Annotated in this window: 19 protein-coding genes; 14 read left to right on the top strand and 5 right to left on the bottom strand. The window is 44.9% G+C overall.

The window, feature by feature from the left end:
• Positions 1-9 precede the first annotated feature (9 nt).
• The 4 genes from ACTQ16_RS05790 to glmM all read left to right on the top strand — a co-directional run bounded on the left by ACTQ16_RS05790 (position 10) and on the right by glmM (position 4,298).
• Complete coding sequence (locus ACTQ16_RS05790) at positions 10-921, top strand: nucleotidyltransferase (RefSeq protein WP_153122387.1); 912 nt, start codon at positions 10-12, stop codon at positions 919-921.
• Between the two features lie 15 nt (positions 922-936).
• On the top strand, positions 937-1,971 hold the full coding sequence (locus ACTQ16_RS05785) for a DHH family phosphoesterase (RefSeq protein ID WP_441936591.1): 1,035 nt from the start codon (positions 937-939) through the stop codon (positions 1,969-1,971).
• Between the two features lie 192 nt (positions 1,972-2,163).
• Positions 2,164-2,856, top strand: a complete 693-nt coding sequence (locus ACTQ16_RS05780) for a DUF4827 domain-containing protein (protein WP_294972126.1) — start codon at positions 2,164-2,166, stop codon at positions 2,854-2,856.
• Between the two features lie 50 nt (positions 2,857-2,906).
• Entirely contained in the window at positions 2,907-4,298 is a 1,392-nt protein-coding gene (glmM, locus tag ACTQ16_RS05775; RefSeq protein WP_233905763.1) for a phosphoglucosamine mutase, read from the top strand.
• Between the two features lie 257 nt (positions 4,299-4,555).
• On the opposite strand, the gene ACTQ16_RS05770 is transcribed toward glmM, so the two are convergent.
• From ACTQ16_RS05770 to ACTQ16_RS05755, 4 genes are all read right to left on the bottom strand, one after another.
• Positions 4,556-4,948, bottom strand: a complete 393-nt coding sequence (locus ACTQ16_RS05770) for a hypothetical protein (RefSeq protein ID WP_441936584.1) — start codon at positions 4,946-4,948, stop codon at positions 4,556-4,558.
• A gap of 31 nt (positions 4,949-4,979) precedes the next feature.
• Positions 4,980-5,336 carry a hypothetical protein gene (locus tag ACTQ16_RS05765; RefSeq protein ID WP_441936583.1) on the bottom strand — a complete coding sequence of 119 codons (357 nt, stop codon included), beginning with the start codon at positions 5,334-5,336 and terminating at the stop codon, positions 4,980-4,982.
• Between the two features lie 155 nt (positions 5,337-5,491).
• A complete protein-coding gene (locus tag ACTQ16_RS05760; protein WP_441936582.1) occupies positions 5,492-5,701 on the bottom strand; it encodes a DUF4248 domain-containing protein in 210 nt (69 codons plus the stop codon).
• Positions 5,702-5,772: 71 nt separating this feature from the next.
• Entirely contained in the window at positions 5,773-6,000 is a 228-nt protein-coding gene (locus ACTQ16_RS05755; RefSeq protein ID WP_441936581.1) for a hypothetical protein, read from the bottom strand.
• A gap of 425 nt (positions 6,001-6,425) precedes the next feature.
• On the opposite strand from ACTQ16_RS05755, the gene ACTQ16_RS05750 reads away from it, so the two are divergent.
• From ACTQ16_RS05750 to ACTQ16_RS05715, 8 genes are all read left to right on the top strand, one after another.
• On the top strand, positions 6,426-6,905 hold the full coding sequence (locus ACTQ16_RS05750) for a hypothetical protein (protein ID WP_441936580.1): 480 nt from the start codon (positions 6,426-6,428) through the stop codon (positions 6,903-6,905).
• Between the two features lie 351 nt (positions 6,906-7,256).
• Entirely contained in the window at positions 7,257-8,243 is a 987-nt protein-coding gene (locus ACTQ16_RS05745; RefSeq protein WP_441936578.1) for a helix-turn-helix domain-containing protein, read from the top strand.
• A gap of 177 nt (positions 8,244-8,420) precedes the next feature.
• Complete coding sequence (locus tag ACTQ16_RS05740; RefSeq protein WP_441936576.1) at positions 8,421-9,566, top strand: site-specific integrase; 1,146 nt, start codon at positions 8,421-8,423, stop codon at positions 9,564-9,566.
• A gap of 333 nt (positions 9,567-9,899) precedes the next feature.
• Positions 9,900-10,688, top strand: coding sequence for a hypothetical protein (locus ACTQ16_RS05735; protein WP_441936575.1), 789 nt, complete (start codon positions 9,900-9,902; stop codon positions 10,686-10,688).
• A 375-nt stretch (positions 10,689-11,063) separates the two neighbouring features.
• A complete protein-coding gene (locus tag ACTQ16_RS05730; RefSeq protein ID WP_441936573.1) occupies positions 11,064-11,450 on the top strand; it encodes a helix-turn-helix domain-containing protein in 387 nt (128 codons plus the stop codon).
• An 11-nt stretch (positions 11,451-11,461) separates the two neighbouring features.
• Positions 11,462-11,938, top strand: a complete 477-nt coding sequence (locus tag ACTQ16_RS05725) for a hypothetical protein (RefSeq protein WP_441936572.1) — start codon at positions 11,462-11,464, stop codon at positions 11,936-11,938.
• Entirely contained in the window at positions 11,859-12,542 is a 684-nt protein-coding gene (locus tag ACTQ16_RS05720; RefSeq protein WP_441936570.1) for a hypothetical protein, read from the top strand. Before ACTQ16_RS05725 ends, ACTQ16_RS05720 begins: the two co-directional genes overlap by 80 nt.
• A gap of 157 nt (positions 12,543-12,699) precedes the next feature.
• Complete coding sequence (locus ACTQ16_RS05715) at positions 12,700-12,918, top strand: hypothetical protein (RefSeq protein WP_441936568.1); 219 nt, start codon at positions 12,700-12,702, stop codon at positions 12,916-12,918.
• 837 nt (positions 12,919-13,755) lie between these two features.
• Here the strand turns inward: ACTQ16_RS05715 and ACTQ16_RS05710 are convergent.
• On the bottom strand, positions 13,756-16,218 hold the full coding sequence (locus ACTQ16_RS05710) for an FAD-dependent oxidoreductase (protein WP_441936566.1): 2,463 nt from the start codon (positions 16,216-16,218) through the stop codon (positions 13,756-13,758).
• A 719-nt stretch (positions 16,219-16,937) separates the two neighbouring features.
• Here ACTQ16_RS05710 and ACTQ16_RS05705 point away from each other — a divergent pair.
• Together ACTQ16_RS05705 and ACTQ16_RS05700 are read left to right on the top strand one after the other, a co-directional pair.
• The gene (locus ACTQ16_RS05705) at positions 16,938-17,117 is read left to right on the top strand and encodes a DUF4372 domain-containing protein (protein WP_218483822.1); all 180 of its coding nucleotides are present in this window, start codon (positions 16,938-16,940) and stop codon (positions 17,115-17,117) included.
• A complete protein-coding gene (locus ACTQ16_RS05700) occupies positions 17,095-17,646 on the top strand; it encodes an IS4 family transposase (protein ID WP_441936564.1) in 552 nt (183 codons plus the stop codon). Before ACTQ16_RS05705 ends, ACTQ16_RS05700 begins: the two co-directional genes overlap by 23 nt.
• Positions 17,647-18,494: the final 848 nt, after the last annotated feature.

Raw genomic sequence — 18,494 nt, 5'->3', positions numbered from 1 at the left:
ATATACAATATGAAACCTACATTATTGCTTTTGGCTGCTGGTATGGGTAGCCGTTACGGTGGTTTGAAACAGCTCGATGGTCTGGGTCCTAATGGTGAGACTATTATGGACTACAGTATCTACGATGCTATTCAGGCTGGTTTTGGAAAGATCGTTTTCGTTATCCGTAAGGATTTCGAAGATCAGTTCCGTGAGAAAATCCTCTCTAAGTATGAGGGCCACATTCCTGCAGAGCTCTGCTTCCAGGCATTGGATGACCTCCCAGAGGGATTCAGCGTACCAGAAGGTCGCGAGAAGCCATGGGGTACTAACCATGCTGTATTGATGGCTAAGGATATCATCAAGGAACCTTTCTGTGTAATTAACTGCGATGACTTCTACAATCGCGATTGCTTCATGGTAATGGGCAAGTTCCTCTCTGAACTTCCAGAGGGTAGCCAGAACCGTTATGCTATGGTTGGTTTCCGTGTAGGAAACACCTTGAGCGACAATGGTACTGTAGCTCGTGGTATCTGCTCTAAGGATGATAAGGAAAACCTGACCACTTGCGTTGAGCGCACTGAAATTATGCGCATCGATGGTAAGGTATCTTACAAGGACGAGGAAGGCAAGTGGGTTGCTGTCGAGGACAACACACCTGTTTCCATGAATGTCTGGGGCTTCACACCTGATTACTTCGAGCACAGTGAGGCTTACTTCAAGGAGTTCTTGAGCGATCCTAAGAATATGGAGAACAAGAAGGCTGAATTCTTCATCCCATTGATGGTCAACAAGCTCATCAACGAGGGTACTTCTACAGTAAAGGTTCTCGATACTACAAGTAAGTGGTTTGGTGTAACTTATGCAGCAGACCGTCAGAGTGTTGTAGATAAGATTCAGAGTCTTATCGATGAAGGTGTATATCCAAACAAACTCTTCTAATTCAGTTAGATGGATATTAATTTAAACATATTATCAGATCAGGAAGCCGCTATTCTCCGAGAGACTATAGCGGCTTCTCGTCGTATTGTTATCTGTGCCCATAAGTCACCTGATGGCGATGCGATTGGCTCATCCTTGGGATGGGCTTATTATTTGCGCTCTCTAGGCAAGGAGCCAATGGTTTGTGTACCGGATATGATACCTGATGCCATTTCCTGGTTGCCTGGTTGTATTGACATAGTAAGATATGATAAGCATCCCGAGAAGGTGCAGCAGGCATTTGATGAGGCTGATCTCGTCTTCTGTGTTGACTTTGGCAGCACAGGACGTCTTGATGAAATGGATCATGTACTTGCTGACTGCAAGGCGCAGCGCATTGTGATAGACCATCATCTGGCTCCTAATCTGGAGGCTAAACAGATGATTTCCCAGCCACATGCCAGCAGTGCCAGCGAACTGGTGTTCCGATTGGTATGGCAGTTGGGTGGTTTCCCTGAGCTGGATAAGACCTGGGCAACCTGCGTTTACTGCGGTATGATGACGGATACGGGTGGATTTACATATAATTCCTCTAATCCGGACATCTATTACATCATCTGCCAGCTCCTGACCAAGGGCATCGACAAGGATAAGATCTATCGCAATGTATTCAATAACGCCCGTGTGTCTGCAGTCCGCTTCCGTGGTCATCTGATGAACGAGAAATTGCAGGTCATTGAGTCTCTTCATGCCAGTTATTATACCGTTACCCGTAAGGAATTGAAGGACTATGATTTCATCAAGGGCGATCTGGAAGGATTGGTGAATGTGCCTCTTACCATCAAGGGACATAAACTTTCTATCTCTCTCCGTGAGGATACCGACATCGACAACCGCATTCTGGTAAGTCTCCGTTCGGTAGATGATTTCCCATGCAATAAGATGGCAGAGCAGTTCTTCAATGGTGGCGGTCATCTCAATGCATCGGGAGGAAAACTGCTTTGCAGTATCGAGGAAGCTGAGCTTGTAGCCCAGAAAGCCATTATGGCATATGCCGATTTATTGAAGTAAAACTTCGGGTATAAATCCGGCAAATAGTGAAAAAATAAGAAGAAACAACCCCGAAAGAGGCATTTGGATGATAATAAGTGATAAATTATAATAAAATCCTCCTATTCCTCTCGGTGTTGTCTTTTCTTTTTTGTAACTTTGCGCAATAATTTAGATTTTAATACAAAGTAATTCAGACATTAAGTAATAGTAATGAAGAAATTATTGTTTGCAATAATAGCTTTTGCGGCCGTTTTCTCGTTTGCCGCATGTAGTGATAATGAGACTTACGCAGATTTGCGTAACCGTGAGCTTGATTCTATCGCTGCCTTCCTGAAGAATGAGAATATCACCGTTATTTCAGAGGATGAGTTTACCAAGCGATTTAAAGAGGGTAAGACTCTTACCGAGCATACCAATGGCAAGAACGAGTATGTCTTGTTCAACAGTAATGGTGTGTATATGCAGGTATTGGAGCAGGGCTGTGGCGATTTTATCAAATCTGGTGAAACTGCAGATGTATTGGTGCGTTTCGATGAATATAACGTCAATACCCGTGCCAAGATCTGTAAAGATTCATGGACACTCTCTAATAAGGTAGCTGCTTATTCTTATTATATAGATAAGATGACGGTAACCAATACCACCGGAACCTTCCAGGCCACTTTTGATACCAAGACCAGTTTGATGGCTACAGCTCATGCCAGTCAGTCTTATGGTGTCAGTGGTGTCGTACCTAGTGGATGGCTCGTTCCTTTTACATGGATCAAGGTTGGTCGTCCTCAGACCGATGCAGAGCGTGTTGCCCATGTTCGCTTATTGATTCCTCATTCATACGGTACTACAACCGCTTCGGGTAGTGTGAATGCATATTTCTATGATTTGCTCATCCAGCGCGGAAGATAATCCGGTTTGTTGAAGAATTTTCCTTAATAATTCATTTTAAAGATATAATTATGACATTAATTAAGTCTATTTCTGGTATCCGCGGTACAATTGGCGGTCCAGCGGGCGATACTTTGAATCCGCTCGATATCGTAAAGTTCACTTCTGCATACGCAACATTCATTCGTCGTAGCGGTGCTTCGAAGAGTAATACCATCGTTGTTGGTCGTGATGCTCGAATCTCGGGCGAGATGGTTAAGAATGTAGTTTGTGGTACCTTAATGGGTATGGGCTACGATGTTTTGAACATTGGTCTGGCTACTACTCCTACTACTGAGCTTGCCGTAACCATGAGTGGTGCTGCGGGTGGTATCATCATTACTGCTTCCCACAATCCACGTCAGTGGAATGCCCTCAAGCTCCTGAATGAGAAGGGTGAGTTCCTGACTGCTGCCAATGGTAGCGAGGTATTGAGCATTGCAGAGAAGGAGGACTTCGAGTATGCTGATGTTGATTCTCTCGGTAAATATACAGAAGATAATACATTCAATAAGCGCCATATCGACTCGGTGCTTGCATTGAAGCTCGTTGATGTTGAGGCTATCAAGAATGCTCACTTCAAGGTTTGTGTAGATGCTATCAACTCTGTGGGTGGTGTTATTCTCCCTGAGTTGCTCGATGCCCTCGGCGTAGAATATACATTCCTGAATGCTGAGCCTACCGGTGATTTCGCTCACAACCCAGAGCCATTGGAGAAGAACCTCGGTGGCATCATGGATGAGTTGAAGAAGGGTGGCTATGATATGGGTATCGTTGTTGACCCGGATGTTGACCGTCTGGCTTTCATCTGCGAGGATGGTAAGATGTTTGGCGAGGAATATACCCTGGTAAGTGTAGCTGATTATGTATTGAGCAAGACTCCAGGTAACACCGTCAGCAACCTTTCATCTACTCGTGCGCTCCGTGATGTAACCGAGAAGCATGGCGGTTCATATTGTGCTTCTGCCGTAGGTGAGGTGAATGTAACCACCAAGATGAAGGATGTTCACGCTGTGATTGGTGGCGAAGGCAATGGTGGAGTTATTTATCCTGAGAGCCACTATGGTCGTGATGCCCTCGTAGGTATCGCTCTCTTCCTGAGCAGTCTGGCTCATAAGGGCTGCAAGGTGAGCGAGCTTCGTGCCAGCTTCCCTAACTACTTCATCGCCAAGAACCGCATCGACCTGACCGCTTCTACAGATGTAGATGCTATCCTCGTCAAGGTGAAGGAGCTGTATGGCAAGGAGAAGGATGTAACTGTTACTGATATCGACGGTGTGAAGCTTGACTTCCCTGACAAGTGGGTTCACCTCCGCAAGAGTAACACTGAACCAATCATCCGCGTATATAGTGAGGCTTCAACCATGGAGCAGGCTGATGAACTTGGTAAGAAGCTCATGCAGGTAGTTTATGATATGCAGTAAGATACTGTATTATATATGAGAACGACTTCTCACAATTATAGGCAGCAATGCTTATAAGTGTGAGAAGTCGTTCTCGTTTATAGTAAAAGTTGTCCGGATATTACTTATTTATTTTCGGAACAGTCAGCTTCTAAAGCCGCACAACAGCTGTTGTGCGCTTGCATATCAGCTGTTGTGCGCTTGCATATCACGTGTTGTGCGCTCGTTGCCCAGCTGAAGTGCAGTTATTTTAGTTCCGGTATAATTTGATGGAAAACTTATTCCTCTGCCAGCTCTTTCATCGCATCGTTTAATGTGTTGAAAAGAACGTTGATGTTTTCTTCTTCATTCTTGCATGCCTCCTTGAAGAGGGCAACAGGATCTTCAGGATCGCCCTTCAGCGGAGCCTCGTTCAAGAGGATGTTCACATTGTTCAGCAGCATACCGTGCAGGGTAGGCATGTGGAGCTGATGCTGAGTGCCTTCCTTGCTGCCACACTTCAGTCCGGCTGCGTATGCCTTCACGATGATGCGCACCAGCAGATGGATAGCCATCGGTTCGTCGGCAAGACTGATGAGAATACCATGCGTATAATCGCGTACGTGCTCCTCTATGCTTGTAAACTTACCTTGCAGGAGCCAGGTGAAGTTACGCTTGTATTCTGACTCCATCGCCTTGTAAAGCTGGTTGGATTTGGGGGCTTTAGAGGCCCTGAATGTTACTTACTTTCTTGAGAGGTTGCGAAGACAGGAGAAGTGGGCAGGATGAGCAGATGCCCTTATATGGCTGGTTGCTGGAATGATGTTGCCATGTGTAGAGGATGGCGAGGTCGGCAATCTTCACTGCGATGCCCTGGAGCACCAACTCTCGGATGCACGCTACCATGTCGGTAATCATACCCTTAATCGCTCCTCGCGAAAATGGGGTGTTGTGACTTGCCATGTGATCTACGAGCTGGTCGATGTCGTAGGTCTGAGTGATGACCGGATAGGCGAAGAACTTGCCATAGGCATTCGGCATCTTCTCATTGATGTTCTTTTTTAACACGTACTGAATCATAAAGTGGTTAATTTAGTGATAGTATCCTTCTACCCCGATGGGGCAGGAGCATCATCCTCTTTGAATGACAATGCAAAGATACGAAATCTGAAAACGCCACTTCATACTTTCTCATACTTTCTCACACTTTCTCATACTTTCTCATACTTGGAAGCCTATGGTTCGCCGAGAAAATAGCCAATATAGGAAATTTGCATAGGTGTGAATTCCTTGCTGTTCTTGTCGTATCCGCTTTCATGAAGCTTCTTCAGAAGGTCGGAATTGCGACAAATCCAACGCATCAGATGAGCACTTGCCACCACGGGTGACGAATCGGGGAAATAGAGCAGAGCCAGTTCCTGCTTCGTATAGCTTCTTATATCCATATAGCTTTTGATGTTTAAGTACTATACTTACGGGTTGAAAGTAACATACTTACGGGTTGAAAGTAAGATACTTAGTCCTCGAAAGTATCCGTAGGATCGACGGCAGCGTCGCTGTTCAGCTCGATAGGTTCCTTCTCTATGACCATATCTTCCTTCTTCACATGGTCGAAGTCGAGCTGGAACATGTAGGTAGGTTTGAGGAAATCGGCGAGTGGATGGCTCTCCGAAGATTTGATGCAAGGGAAGTACGATGGCATCGTAGCACCCTCATTCATGCAGTTGTTTGGTTCTTTTTCCATTTTTTAAAATTATCAGTTGTTAATATTCTATTTTGTTGTTTGCAACGTACTCTACGAAAGAGTGTGGGTGAACACTTGGCGATGAAGTCGGTGAAGGGTGAACCCCGATGCCAACCTTTAGCGTTAATAATGTGTTAAAAACACTATATAACCCATTATAATAGAGACTCTTATATTTCTAGCATGCGCTGTATATACAAAGTTCTTTTTACTAGGGTTCACCCCTGAGCCGAAAAGGTGAATGCTTGGGGCAAGTGTTCACCCCGCTGTTCACCATTCGGTAACTGTCAGCAAAGATACGACAAAAGGGCGATATAGGAAATCGAAAATTACCACATTGTGGTAAAAATAAATAATTTAAGTATTAATTTTGTTTAAAAAGGAACGATGGAAAAAAGAAATTCCTACTTTCTGCCGCTGAGAAGTTGAAGCTCGCGGCTGAGATTTCGTCGAAGACTGCCGAGCAGCGTTTCGACAAGTTGTCAAACCAGTTAGTGAAGTCTGCCAAGCACATTTATTCAGAGAAGGCGACTTATCATGAGTTGACCGAAGGCATGCGTGCCTGGGTGTTGAAGAAGAGTGATATCAAGAAAAAGTTTCACCTGACCCGCAGTTTCTTCACCCATTTGAACAAGGGCGAGCATATGTTGCTCTCCGAGTTTGTCCGTTTTACCAATTGGATATTCACCCATTATCCTAGCGAGGAGGTTCGTCTGGAGGCATTGTTGGAAGTTTGCACGGTGTTGTTCTGTCACACGAAGGAGAACGCCGATTACGGTTGGCATCCATTCTCCCGTCCTCTCAACCAGATTATTGAGGACAAGATAGAGAAGGAAGTGAAGAAGCGAGTAGAGAAGGAGTTAAGAATCCGCGCCTTGTATTTAGAGACTCCTAAACTACCATGAACAACAAAAACTAACTAAATATAAACTATTGAAATACAGGCATATTTAGATTTTAACACTTCGAACTTGCTATTTGGTGGTTCCCGATTTTCCGCTTATTTTTGCAACGTATTTCTACCGCGGAGAATTTAGGGAGCTTTTATTTTGCTATCTCGTGGACAGAGTTGACAAAGGTTTACAAACGTTTACTTTGGTTGACTCGAATACTAAAGGGAAAGAAGAAAGGAAATGGTCTCGTTTGAAAAAAGAAATATCGTGGAAAGAGTTGACAAGGGTTGTCATCGGTTTACATGAGTTTACTGCGCGGTGGTTTATACGAAAAGAATGTAAAACCACATAATTTGGAATCGAATGAGAAAGACAAGAAAATGTGCTTTCTGCGGCAAGGAGTTCACTTGCAACAGCGGTTCGCAGAAGTATTGCTCAGAACATTGTGCCGAGTCGGCAAAGGCTCAGCTCAAGAAGAAACAGCAGGACTTTATCAAAGCAGTAGAGCCTGTCATAGACATCGCAAGCCAGGAGTATCTCATTTTTTCAAAGGCTGCCATCCTCATGGGATGTACGCGCCAGTACGTTTACAAATTGGTTAACGAAGGAAAACTCGCAGCATCTCGCATCAGCAGTAGAATGGTATTCATCCGCAAGGCAGACATCGAACAGATGCTGGCTGGCAATCCCTACCATAGAGTGTTACCTGGGTCTTCTCAAAACAAAGTAGGCAAAAGGTCATCCACTCCATCATCTTCCCTTTCATCAAAGAAAGACAACAAGCACATACCCAAAATAGGTATGAGGTTTTCCGAACCGCTCGAATACATCTCTGGTGAGGATGTCATGGCTACCTACAAGGTAAGGGAGTCATGGCTATACACATCAGCCAAGAGAAACGACATACCCATGTGCAAGAGCGCGGGGAAGAACTATTATAGCCGTAAACACATGGATGAACTTTTCGGAGTTACTGCCGAGATAGAAGCCCTAACAGAGTGGATCACGACCGAGGAGGCGGAAACTCTCTACTCCACAACCAAGGAATCATTGCGCACCCAAGCATACCGTCGCCATATTCCCACCAAACGAGAATATGGCAAGACCTATTATTCAAAGAAACATCTTGATGACATCTTCCGTCCTGACTTGAAAGCAAGCGATGCCTATTGCACCACAGCAGATGCAGCCGAGAAATACGGTATGACCAAGAGCAATATCTGCGTTATCATCAAGAAAGAGAAAATAACCAAGATAAAAGTCGGTGTCCAAAACCTCATCGTCAAAGAGGAACTTGAAAAGGTAATGGCCGAGAGGCTGGCTCAATTTGGTTCCTATCGGGTTCAATGACGATGGAAAACAGAAGTTACATCCACGATTTTGAGCAAAATCCAGTTATTCCTCAATTATTCACAAGTTACGATAAGTTTTCATCATCACGGGTGCACCATTCGGTTACTTTGTACCCGAATTGCCGGCAACAGCCATCAGCATTCAGTAAAAAGTAAAAATCCTAAAAGTATTATTATGAGTAACATCTGCAAGACCGTGACACTCCGCACACGCAAAATCAAAGGCGGTGAACAGCTATCCTTCTATCTCGACTACTATCCCGGCTATAGGGATGAGAGTACGATGAAGGTCATGCGTCATGAATCGCTCGGCATCTACATCTATGCCAAGCCGAAGAACCAACGAGAAAAGGACTACAACGAACGTATGCGTGAGAAAGCGGAAGCCCTTCGCTGTCGTCGCTATGAATCTATAGTAAATGAAAGATATGATTTCTTTGACAAGGAGAAGATGAAGGGTGATTTTCTTGCCTACTTCAAGCAGAAAGCAGACAAGAAGAACTGCAAGTGGCAGCACGTCTATAAGCACTTTGCCCGATTCTGCAACAACAAGTGCCGTTTCGATGAAATCACCGTTGACTTGTGCAACAAGTTCCGCGAGTATCTTTTGAATGCCCCACAAACTATCCACAAAGAGCACAAACTGCACATAAATAGTGTGGCCGGTTATTGGTCAACCTTCCGCGCTGTACTCCATACCGCCTATAGGGAACACAAGATTATGGAGAATCCCAATGGCTTTCTGGAACGCATTGATACTATTCCAACAGAGAAAGAACATTTATCCAAGGATGAACTTATAAGGCTGGCAAACACACCTTGCGAATATCGTGTGTTGAAGACTGCCTTCCTCTTTGCCTGTCTGACGGGACTGAGAAAGAGTGACATCAAGCAGCTAATATGGGAGAACATACAACCATACGGTGACGGAGGCATGTACGTGACACTCCGTATGCAGAAGACAAAGGAACTGGTGAACAACCCCATCAGTGACGAGGCGCTGGAACTGATTGGTGAGCGTGGAACTGGCATTGTCTTCACAGGTTTCACTGACAAACTTACCCAGACACCCTTGAAGAACTGGCTGAAAGCCGCTGGCATCACCAAGAAGATTTCGTTCCATTGTAGCCGCCATACATTCGGTTCTCTACAAGTGGATGCTGGTACGAGCGTCTATACTGTCCAGCACATGTTGGGTCATAAGAACGTCTCAACCACGCAAATCTATGCGAATATGGCGGACGAGAGCAAACGCGAGTCGGTAAACCGTATCACTCTTAGACTAGCGAAGACAGCGCAACTAAAGGTCGTTGGGCAATAACTACCTATATCTGTTCAATATATGTATCATCATTGGGGAGAGGCTTTGCTTCTCCTTTTTTTTGTTTCGTACCTTTTCGTTTATTCTTGACTTACAATCCTTATAGTATGAAAAACGCCGTAAAATCATACTCGATAGCCAACTAAAATTAAAAAGAAGCAGATTATTTTGACAATCATCAGCTGTCAGAAACAACCAAAGTAACTTTGCACACCGAAAGAGCCAATCGCAGGCTACAAACAAGAGTAATTACGATAGTAAAAGGTAAAAACAATGAAAGAGACATCAGTTATAAATGGTGAACCGGTATTCCCTACAATAAACTTCAAGGCCATGCTATATTTGCTGGTAAGCATAGCGGTGTTGTTCATCGCTATCATACCGGCACGAATAATCAGCGGTATATTCTCACAAGATGTGAGCATCTTCTACATTTCCTTCGCAGGCTTTACTGTGTTATTGGAGTTTATGGTATGGTGCTTCCTATGTGTGCCAATGAAAATCTATGAATCCATATTAGCCAACAAAGCGATGGATGAGAAATTAATTGTCGCAGAAGAACAACCCGGATCAAAGTTACCAAATGAGGAAGTCGTTTCTGGGGAGCCAGAAATGCTATTGGCAATGAAAGAAGAAACGAAAGACATCATTACTCCTTCCTCTATGATTGACCTTTACAGACAGGGTTGTGATGATTTTTACAGGAATCAAGCCTCTCATAGGAAAGAGCAGCTTGACAAGATCATGGAATATCTTCATTATACCATGGCTCCGTTTATCAAACAGGATGACATGGAGACATTCTGTGCTGAAATCATGTCGTTTGCCATCATTCCAGCATACGAACCGAAGCCACTTGTCGGGTTAAAAGGTACACTGACCAGTTTTGACGTGCGTCATCTGATATGGAACATCACTTCAAGGTTAGGACTCGGCAAGAGCAAACCATACAGCGTGGAACTATGCATCAATTTCATCCGCACCATGTTCCCAGACCTTTGTAAGGACCTTGATAATTCCACCTTGAAGAACCTAAGAGTCACATCAACATCGGACAAAATCCATATAGACTTGCCTGGCAAAGACGGAGTATCGTTTCATATACCTCAATCCATAAAGTAGAATCACCTCCTTCTCATCGTTAACAACTAGCCGCATCCGATTTATATTGTCAGATGCGGCTGGTCCTATATTCAGGTACCTTTAACAAAACTGGCTATCTTTCCCTGCCAGTATATAGAACTTCGTCTGCCTTCTTAGTCCCACTGCAAAAACAGTCGAATCATACGACAGTTTTTGCAGTGGGTTATTTGTGCTTACTTGCTAATATCATGAAGATACCTGGCGAAAGTCTCTGTTGTCATTCAATAATCATCTGATAATCACACCTTTTCAAGTTATTATAAAGTGATTTGCGAATTACCATAAGTTTCCATCAGCACGGATGCTTCATTCAGTTCCTTTGCACCCGGTCTCTAACCAAAGTCCGTGAAAATTATGGAACAAAATGAATTGACATTCAACGACCTCCCACAGGTCATCGCCCAGCTTCGGAATGAGGTGATGGGTATGAAAACACTGCTTATCAAACAGCAGGAAGAGAATCGGAAACATCATGTTCGCGAGAGCCGTCACAAGCCCATGACTGTGGAGGAAGCGGCTGAGTACACACGCATTCCTTTAGGGACGCTGTACATGAAACTCGGTGACGGGACGATACCAGCCACCAAGCCAGGCAAACGTTACGTCCTCTATCAGGACGAACTTGACAAGTGGCTGGAGGTGAACCGCAAGAATGCCGTGCCGCTGACAGCAGACGAAGAGAACAATGCCATTCTCTCTTCGCACAAGCGCAAGCCGAACAAGTCCTGCTGGTATGATTAACAGATAGAGATATGAATTACATTGGTTTGATGAATCAAATGTGGCGTTCTGCCATGAAGTCGCCAATGCCAGCAAGTGAGATTGCCTTGTTTGCCTATCTTGTGAACGAATGCAACAAGCGTTTCTGGCAGATGCCCTTTGCCTGTTCCACTACAAGGATAAGTGATGACCTCCGTGTTTCAAGACAGACGGTCATCACGGCAAGGGAGCATCTTGTCAAGCGCAGATTTATCTCGTTCACCGAAGGCAAATCACGTCATCTACCGTCAACCTATACGCTCACAAATTGGACGGATGACTTGACAGTAGAGTTGACAGATGGCTTGACACATATAAAAGATAAAGACAAAGACAATTTAATAAAAAGCGATTCAAAAAATCTTTCAATCAAAGAAAGGGAAAGGAATAATGAAAACAACACTCAAAATCGACGTAGAGGAATTAAAGAAATCCATGCTACAGCGTCGTCCTATGAAGGCTCGTTTTAGAATACCCATGTCAGAGGATAAGGCTTATGCCTATCTGTTGGCTGCAATTATGGCTGAGGTGGAATATCGACACCGTGTCTTCTGTTCTAACGAAGATATGGAGAAGCAACTTCAGGAGATGGCTCATTGGCTTACCACACCATCATCCCATTTCGGCATCCTGCTGTGCGGTGGATGTGGAAATGGCAAGAGTACAATGCTTAAAGCATTCCAACAATTGCTGAACACACTGCATATTCCCAAACCATACAACGAAGGAACGTATGGAATCCGAATTGTGGATGCAAAGTACATTGCGTACCTCTGCAAGAACAACTATGAGGCATACCGTAAACTCATAAATGTTGATATGCTTGGCATAGATGACCTTGGCACGGAACCATCAGAGGTATTGGACTATGGTAACATCTATACACCTGTCATTGACCAGCTGACAAAGCGTTACGAAGAGCAGCTTTTCACCATTATCACGACCAACCTCACTCCGCAGCAAATCCGAGGGCATTATGGTGACCGTATTGCCGACAGGCTCAATGAGATGGTCAAGAAAATCGTGTTCAACAATTGTACTTATCGTATAGACAAATTTGCGACACGTGGTTAGTTGCATTCCAAATCTTCGGGCATTGGGCTTGCCCATGTGCCAGATTATTCTGGCATCGGGAAGCCTAATACCCCAACCATCTATCGATGCCTGGGAGACTGACCAGATAAAAAAGCAAGCAATTATGGTTACTGAGCTTTGATAGTTCTACGAAACTATGCATTGTAAATGCCACATTCAGTGTGAGTCGGTTAGCCAGCAGTATCAGCGATCCGAAGAGAAACTGGGTAATGCCGTAGATACCATCAGTGGTAAGTTTGATACAATGAGCGAGCACATTGGCCGAGTCATGGAAGATGCACCCACAAAGTTGAAAGTATCGGTGAATGTCTCAGACGCTGACTGGCAGAAGATGCACGAAATCCATGCCCAATAGCTGGAGCTAGAGGAACAGAAACTTGCCGACCACGACAAGCAGCAGGAAACGATTTGGCAGAAATATATCCAACGACTTACTGACATTATAAAGAATAACGAGGGCGTATGGATTTCTGCTAAACTGTTCTACGTCGTTGACTCCCTTTCCCTTCTGTCAATCATAACGATTGCAATGGAGGTAGCTTTCTATGTGTATTTTCACTATATACAATAGTCCAAAGAATAAACTATTCAAAAAGAGCCTTGCTAATATCATCTTATTGAAATGAGTTTGACAACTATGACAACTATAATCTGAATATGCTTCTTATCAAGAGAATTATCCTCAGAAGGCTAAACAGGACTCCCTACTTGCTCCCTTGCTGAATTCGAACCCTTCCCAGAGGATTGAAAATTCACAAGACTGCACATGTTTTCAAAAACGATGCCACGTTCAAGAAAGTGTATTACCCTGAAAAACATTGAATGAAAAAAAACTGGTGCCAAACAGTAAAAGAGCTGGCAAGCCTATTATCTGCACAAGGACTGCCCACATATCCCAACATGGTCAATGATTGAGTCTGCACCATAAGGCAATATTCAATCTTTTATAGGGTTTAAGAGAATAGATTCAACCATGATTAAGGTTAATAGAAATTATTCAACCCTTAACAGGGTTTAAGTTAAAATCCATTCAACTTTTTTAGGGTACTACATCATGATTATGCAAGGTGGTTCTCTTGATCTTGCTGAAAAGGCTGATGCAGGTTATCACACAACTTTCATCATAGGATTTGAACTCGGATAGGGACCTAATCGCAGCTGAGGCGAGCGATCTTGCGCTCGCCTCAGTGGCTTATATGAACAGATTGACGTTTGAGTTTTCGGCTCGTTCCATATAGCTTGCTACGCCGCCTACGTTGACGTTGTCGAGGAGTTCGTCGCGGCTTATCCCCATCACGTCCATAGACATCTGGCAGGCTATGAATTCCACGCCGTTGTCGATGGCTTGCTGACGCAGGGATTCGAGCGAGTCGACTCCTTTCTTGGCCATGAGGAAACGCATCATCTTGGTGCCTATGCCCATCATGTTCATCTTGGAGAGTGAGAGGCTGGTAGAGTCTGAGGGGAGCATCCATGAGAACATTCGCCCCCAGAGGTCTTTGGCGACGTGTGGCTTGTGGGTCTTCTTGATGGCGTTAAGCCCCCAGAATGTAAAGAAGATGCTGACTTTCTTGCCCGTGGCGGCTGCTCCGTTGGCGAGGACGAAGGTGGCGAGGGCTTTGTCGAGGTCGTCGCTGAAGAGGATAAAGGTCTTGCCTTGGGCATTCGTCGTGGGGAGTGGGGTCCCTACGGGGCATGGTGTCGCCTTTTCTATTTCTACAGTGTGTATGCCGCCCTCTGAGTGTCTGCTGACGAACTTGTTGCCTGTGGTGCGGCACCATGCCTCAGCATCGCGTGGGAAGCCTGCGTCTGTGGCCTTTACCACCAGAGTCTGACCTGCACTAAGTCTGTCCATGGCCTGTTTCATCTTGAGAATGGGTCCTGGGCATTGTATGCCGCAGGCGTCGACCGTGATTGTCACCTTGCCTTGTGGGCTGGGGCGGCATTCGCTTGCGACGTGCGTCTTGTTTTTGTCGTCAAAGCCTTGGGGGGTCTCTATGCTTGCGGTGGCGGCCTTGTATGTGCGCAGTCCTCCGATGAGGTTGCTCACTTGGCTATATCCGTTTGCCTTGAGTATGTTGGAGGCGAGGTAGCCGCGCAGGCCTACTCCGCAGAAGAGCCATACGGGGCGTGTTGTGGGTATCTCGCCAAGGCGTTGCCTCATGTCGTCCAGAGGAATGTTGATCGCACCGGGTATGCTGCCCAATGCGTATTCGTCGGGGGTACGCACATCGACGAGGGTGACTGCGGACGTGTCGGCGTCGCGCATCTCACGCCAGTACAGAGGCTGCATCTTTCCGCTGAGTATATTGCAGGCGACGTAGCCCGAAATGGCAACGGGGTCTTTGGCTGACGAAAACGGGGGTGCATAGGCGTGTTCGAGTCGGGTGAGTTGCTCTGCAGTAGCTCCCTGCTTGATGGCGAGTGCGTACTGGTCGATGCGTGTGTCCACTCCGTCGCAGCCTACGATCTGCGCTCCGTAGAGGCGTCCGTCTGTGGGGGAGAAGGTTATCTTGATAGCCATCTGGGTGCTGCCGGGATAGTAGCCTGCATGGGAGCCGTTGTGTATGGTGGCTGAGAGGTATGGTATGTTCATCTGCTTGAGCCGCTTGGCTGGCAGACCTGTGGAGGCTACCGTGATGTCGAAAACTTTTGCTATGGCTGTGCCTATCGAGCCTTCGTATCTGACGCTGTTGCCCAGCACCATATTGTCTGCCACGATGCGTGCCTGACGATTGGCTGGGCCTGCGAGGAAGTTGAGCCACGGTTTGCCTGTGATGGGGTGTGGGAATTCGATGGCATCACCTACGGCATAAATGTTTTCGTCTGATGTCTGCAGATATTCGTTTACCCAAATGCCACGCATCTCGCCCAACTTCAAATGTGCGTCTTGGGCAAGGCGTGTCTCGGCTCTCACTCCGATGCTCAGCAGGACCATATCGGCGTCAAGCTTTATGCCTGACTTGAAGTGTACGGAGAGTGCTTCGCCTTGACGCGAAAAGCTCTCTACGGCTTGTTCGAGGTATAGCCTGACTCCCTGCTCCTGCAGATGCTCGTGTACGAGGGCCGCCATGGAGTAGTCTATGGGACCCATCACCTGTGGGGCCATCTCGACGACGGCGACTTCCGCGCCTGCGTGTCTGAGGTTTTCGGCCATCTCAAGACCGATGAAGCCTCCACCCACGATGACTGCACGGCGTACTTTGTGGCAACTCAGGTATGACTTGATACGGTCGGTGTCGTTCACGTTTCTCAGCGTAAAGATGCCTTCGTTCTGTATGCCAGGGAGTGGGGGCACAACCGGTGAGGCTCCGGGTGAGAGCAGGAGCTTGTCGTAGCGTTCTGTATAGGTCTTTCCGTCGGTGGTCTTGACCGTCACCTGTCGCTGCTCTGTATCGATGGCTGTGACCTCGCTGTTGGTGCGGACATCGATGTTGAAGCGTTTGCCGAATGCCTCGGGTGTCTGGACGAAGAGCTTGTCGCGCTCTTCTATCACGCCGCCTATGTAATAGGGTAGGCCGCAGTTGGCATACGATATGTATTCCCCTTTCTCAAAAAGGACAATCTCTGCTTCTTCGGAGAGCCTCCTCATTCGGGCTGCCGCGGTGGCTCCTCCGGCGACGCCTCCCACTATGACGAATTTTGTTTTGGCCATTTTCTCTTTGTTTTAATGTGTAAGTTTATCGTAATTGTACGGTTCTTCCCCGTATAAGTAAGTCAGTTTCCACGCTCATACCTAAGCGCCAACAGCAGGTAGGGGCCTCCCATTACGTAGCTATCGCCACCTTTTACCCATTGCCTAACCTGTTTGTCTCGAGTACAAAGGTAGGTATTTTTTTCCATATTGCCAAATATTTTGAAGAAAAAATGCTTCATCATGCAACATAATTGCCCAAAATGGTGTCTGTATTGCCCTGAAAATATTGAATGAAAAAAAATCTGGTGCCAAACAGTAAAAGAGCTGGCAAGCCTATTATCTGCACACGAACTGCCCACATATCCCAACATGGTCAATGATTGAGTCTGCACCATAAGGCATTATTCAATCTTTTATAGGGTTTAAGAGAATAGATTCAACCTTGATTAGGGTTAATAGAAATTATTCAACCCATAATAGGGTTTAAGTTAAAATCCATTCAACTTTTTTTAGGGACAACACTACACGGCAAGGGTCTGTTGTCATTATGTCATTATGTCATTAAGGATTCGGGATTGTCATTTAGCCCCTAATATAATTATATTTTAAATCACTAGTGTCCCGTTAAAACGAGACGATTATCAAATAAGTTATTAATACTCAAAAGTTTACGGACTTTTTGTAGTGTATTCGATTTGATTTTGTATCTTTGCACGCATATTTAAAATACGTGTGCGATGAACAAAGGCAAAACTATATTCTCTCAGATTATGTCACTTATACCAGAACGTGATTTCAAAACTTGTGTAGACCGTTATAAGGGAAACTACAGAGCAAGAAACTTCTCTTGTAAAGACCAAATTCTAGTAATGAGCTATGCTCAATTAACAGGTCGTGAATGCATTCTTTGTTACTAGGGCAAAAGATAACATGCTTTTTGAAGTTGTATCAGAAGCCGAAGTTGACAAGAGTACTGGTATCATTTCTGATGAACGTATCAAATTAACAGGACTACATACTGCCAAATGGTATCCTGAAGAACTTAGAATGGTAACCTATGAGGACTATGCAACAAGTAAGGTGTATAGGTTTCTCACAAACAACATAGAATATGAAGCGCTTACCATATCTGAATTATATAGGGAAAGATGGAACGTGGAACTTTACTTTAAATGGATTAAGCAACACCTTCACATCAAATCCTTTTATGGAACTTCCGAGAATGCCATATATCTGCAAATCTGGATTGCCATATGCACATACTTGCTTTTAGCTTATGCAAAGAAAGTGATGCACATAGAACAATCGCTACACACTATTTCAAAGAACGTGGGTCTATTCCTTACGGACAAGATTCCTTTAAATGAATTGTTTAACAAAGCTGTTCCAACAGAAGAGACGGAGGATTGGCTATATCCTAGCCTTTTCAGGCCCGATGATTTCTAAACGGGACAGCAGTGATTTTAAATATAATTATATTAGAGCTTTTTGACAGAGTTTTATTTTCTTAATGATATAATGACATAATGACCTAATGACAAATGGAATTTGCTAAAAACGTGATATTCAATCAGTTGCAAGGCTCTCCAATGTATTCAAAGAGCAATTCAACCTCTTTTTTAGTGAAAAAATGGTCGCGCTGATGGTCGAAAAATCCCACTTTCCGGATTTCTTCGCATAGTTTTTGGTCTCCAATTGTAAGCGTCTCCGCATTTATACCTTGCCCTTTATCGTAAAAGTTCTTACCTTTGCACCATAATTTTAAAAGCAACGAAATTATGAGAGCAACAGAACGTTATGAGAGGGCATGGAATGCCTTCCAGATTCATTTGAATCATCCATCTGCGGAGTCGTCGATTTGCCGATTCTTGGCTCAAATTTGGTGAAAGTAGGTGTGCAAGGTGATTGGATGTAATAGATATTTGGGCGTAAGAAGCTAAAGTGCTCATTGACAGCGCATGAGCCACAGCGAATGACCTTGGATATCTACTTCTTCACGAATGAAGCGACTTCACATCTACACTCCTCCACAACTGCTTGCTACAATGCAAATATAATGATTTTTCAGCAAATTTGCAACGATTTTCCATATTTTCTGGTGCCTGAAAGCATTAAAATCAAGAAAAATAATTTTTTTTTCAAAATCTTGGACAAAAACGGACAAATACGGACGAGGCCAATTTTTTATGTCGTATCTTTACACCGTCGAAAGTGAAAGATGCGGCCGAGTCTTTCCCTTAGCGACACCCACAAAATGTCTTCGCGCCCCTTATCTCGCGCAAGGGAAAGGAAGG

It is taken from the genome of Prevotella sp. LCP21S3_D2, assembly GCF_052118345.1.
In the GTDB taxonomy this organism is placed as follows: domain Bacteria; phylum Bacteroidota; class Bacteroidia; order Bacteroidales; family Bacteroidaceae; genus Prevotella.
Note: the sequence above shows the minus strand (reverse complement) of the source record. Positions and strands in the feature narration are given on the sequence as shown.

Excerpts from the sequence above, each read along its gene's own strand:
- ACTQ16_RS05705 (WP_218483822.1), top strand. The coding sequence starts at position 16,938 with ATGAACAAAGGCAAAACTATATTCTCTCAGATTATGTCACTTATACCA.
- ACTQ16_RS05770 (WP_441936584.1), bottom strand. The coding sequence starts at position 4,948 with ATGGAGTCAGAATACAAGCGTAACTTCACCTGGCTCCTGCAAGGTAAG.
- ACTQ16_RS05740 (WP_441936576.1), top strand. The coding sequence starts at position 8,421 with ATGAGTAACATCTGCAAGACCGTGACACTCCGCACACGCAAAATCAAA.
- ACTQ16_RS05765 (WP_441936583.1), bottom strand. The coding sequence starts at position 5,336 with ATGATTCAGTACGTGTTAAAAAAGAACATCAATGAGAAGATGCCGAAT.
- ACTQ16_RS05780 (WP_294972126.1), top strand. The coding sequence starts at position 2,164 with ATGAAGAAATTATTGTTTGCAATAATAGCTTTTGCGGCCGTTTTCTCG.
- ACTQ16_RS05725 (WP_441936572.1), top strand. The coding sequence starts at position 11,462 with ATGAATTACATTGGTTTGATGAATCAAATGTGGCGTTCTGCCATGAAG.
- ACTQ16_RS05790 (WP_153122387.1), top strand. The coding sequence starts at position 10 with ATGAAACCTACATTATTGCTTTTGGCTGCTGGTATGGGTAGCCGTTAC.
- ACTQ16_RS05735 (WP_441936575.1), top strand. The coding sequence starts at position 9,900 with ATGCTATATTTGCTGGTAAGCATAGCGGTGTTGTTCATCGCTATCATA.
- ACTQ16_RS05755 (WP_441936581.1), bottom strand. The coding sequence starts at position 6,000 with ATGGAAAAAGAACCAAACAACTGCATGAATGAGGGTGCTACGATGCCA.
- ACTQ16_RS05760 (WP_441936582.1), bottom strand. The coding sequence starts at position 5,701 with ATGGATATAAGAAGCTATACGAAGCAGGAACTGGCTCTGCTCTATTTC.
- glmM (WP_233905763.1), top strand. The coding sequence starts at position 2,907 with ATGACATTAATTAAGTCTATTTCTGGTATCCGCGGTACAATTGGCGGT.
- ACTQ16_RS05720 (WP_441936570.1), top strand. The coding sequence starts at position 11,859 with ATGAAAACAACACTCAAAATCGACGTAGAGGAATTAAAGAAATCCATG.
- ACTQ16_RS05715 (WP_441936568.1), top strand. The coding sequence starts at position 12,700 with ATGCATTGTAAATGCCACATTCAGTGTGAGTCGGTTAGCCAGCAGTAT.
- ACTQ16_RS05730 (WP_441936573.1), top strand. The coding sequence starts at position 11,064 with ATGGAACAAAATGAATTGACATTCAACGACCTCCCACAGGTCATCGCC.
- ACTQ16_RS05745 (WP_441936578.1), top strand. The coding sequence starts at position 7,257 with ATGAGAAAGACAAGAAAATGTGCTTTCTGCGGCAAGGAGTTCACTTGC.
- ACTQ16_RS05710 (WP_441936566.1), bottom strand. The coding sequence starts at position 16,218 with ATGGCCAAAACAAAATTCGTCATAGTGGGAGGCGTCGCCGGAGGAGCC.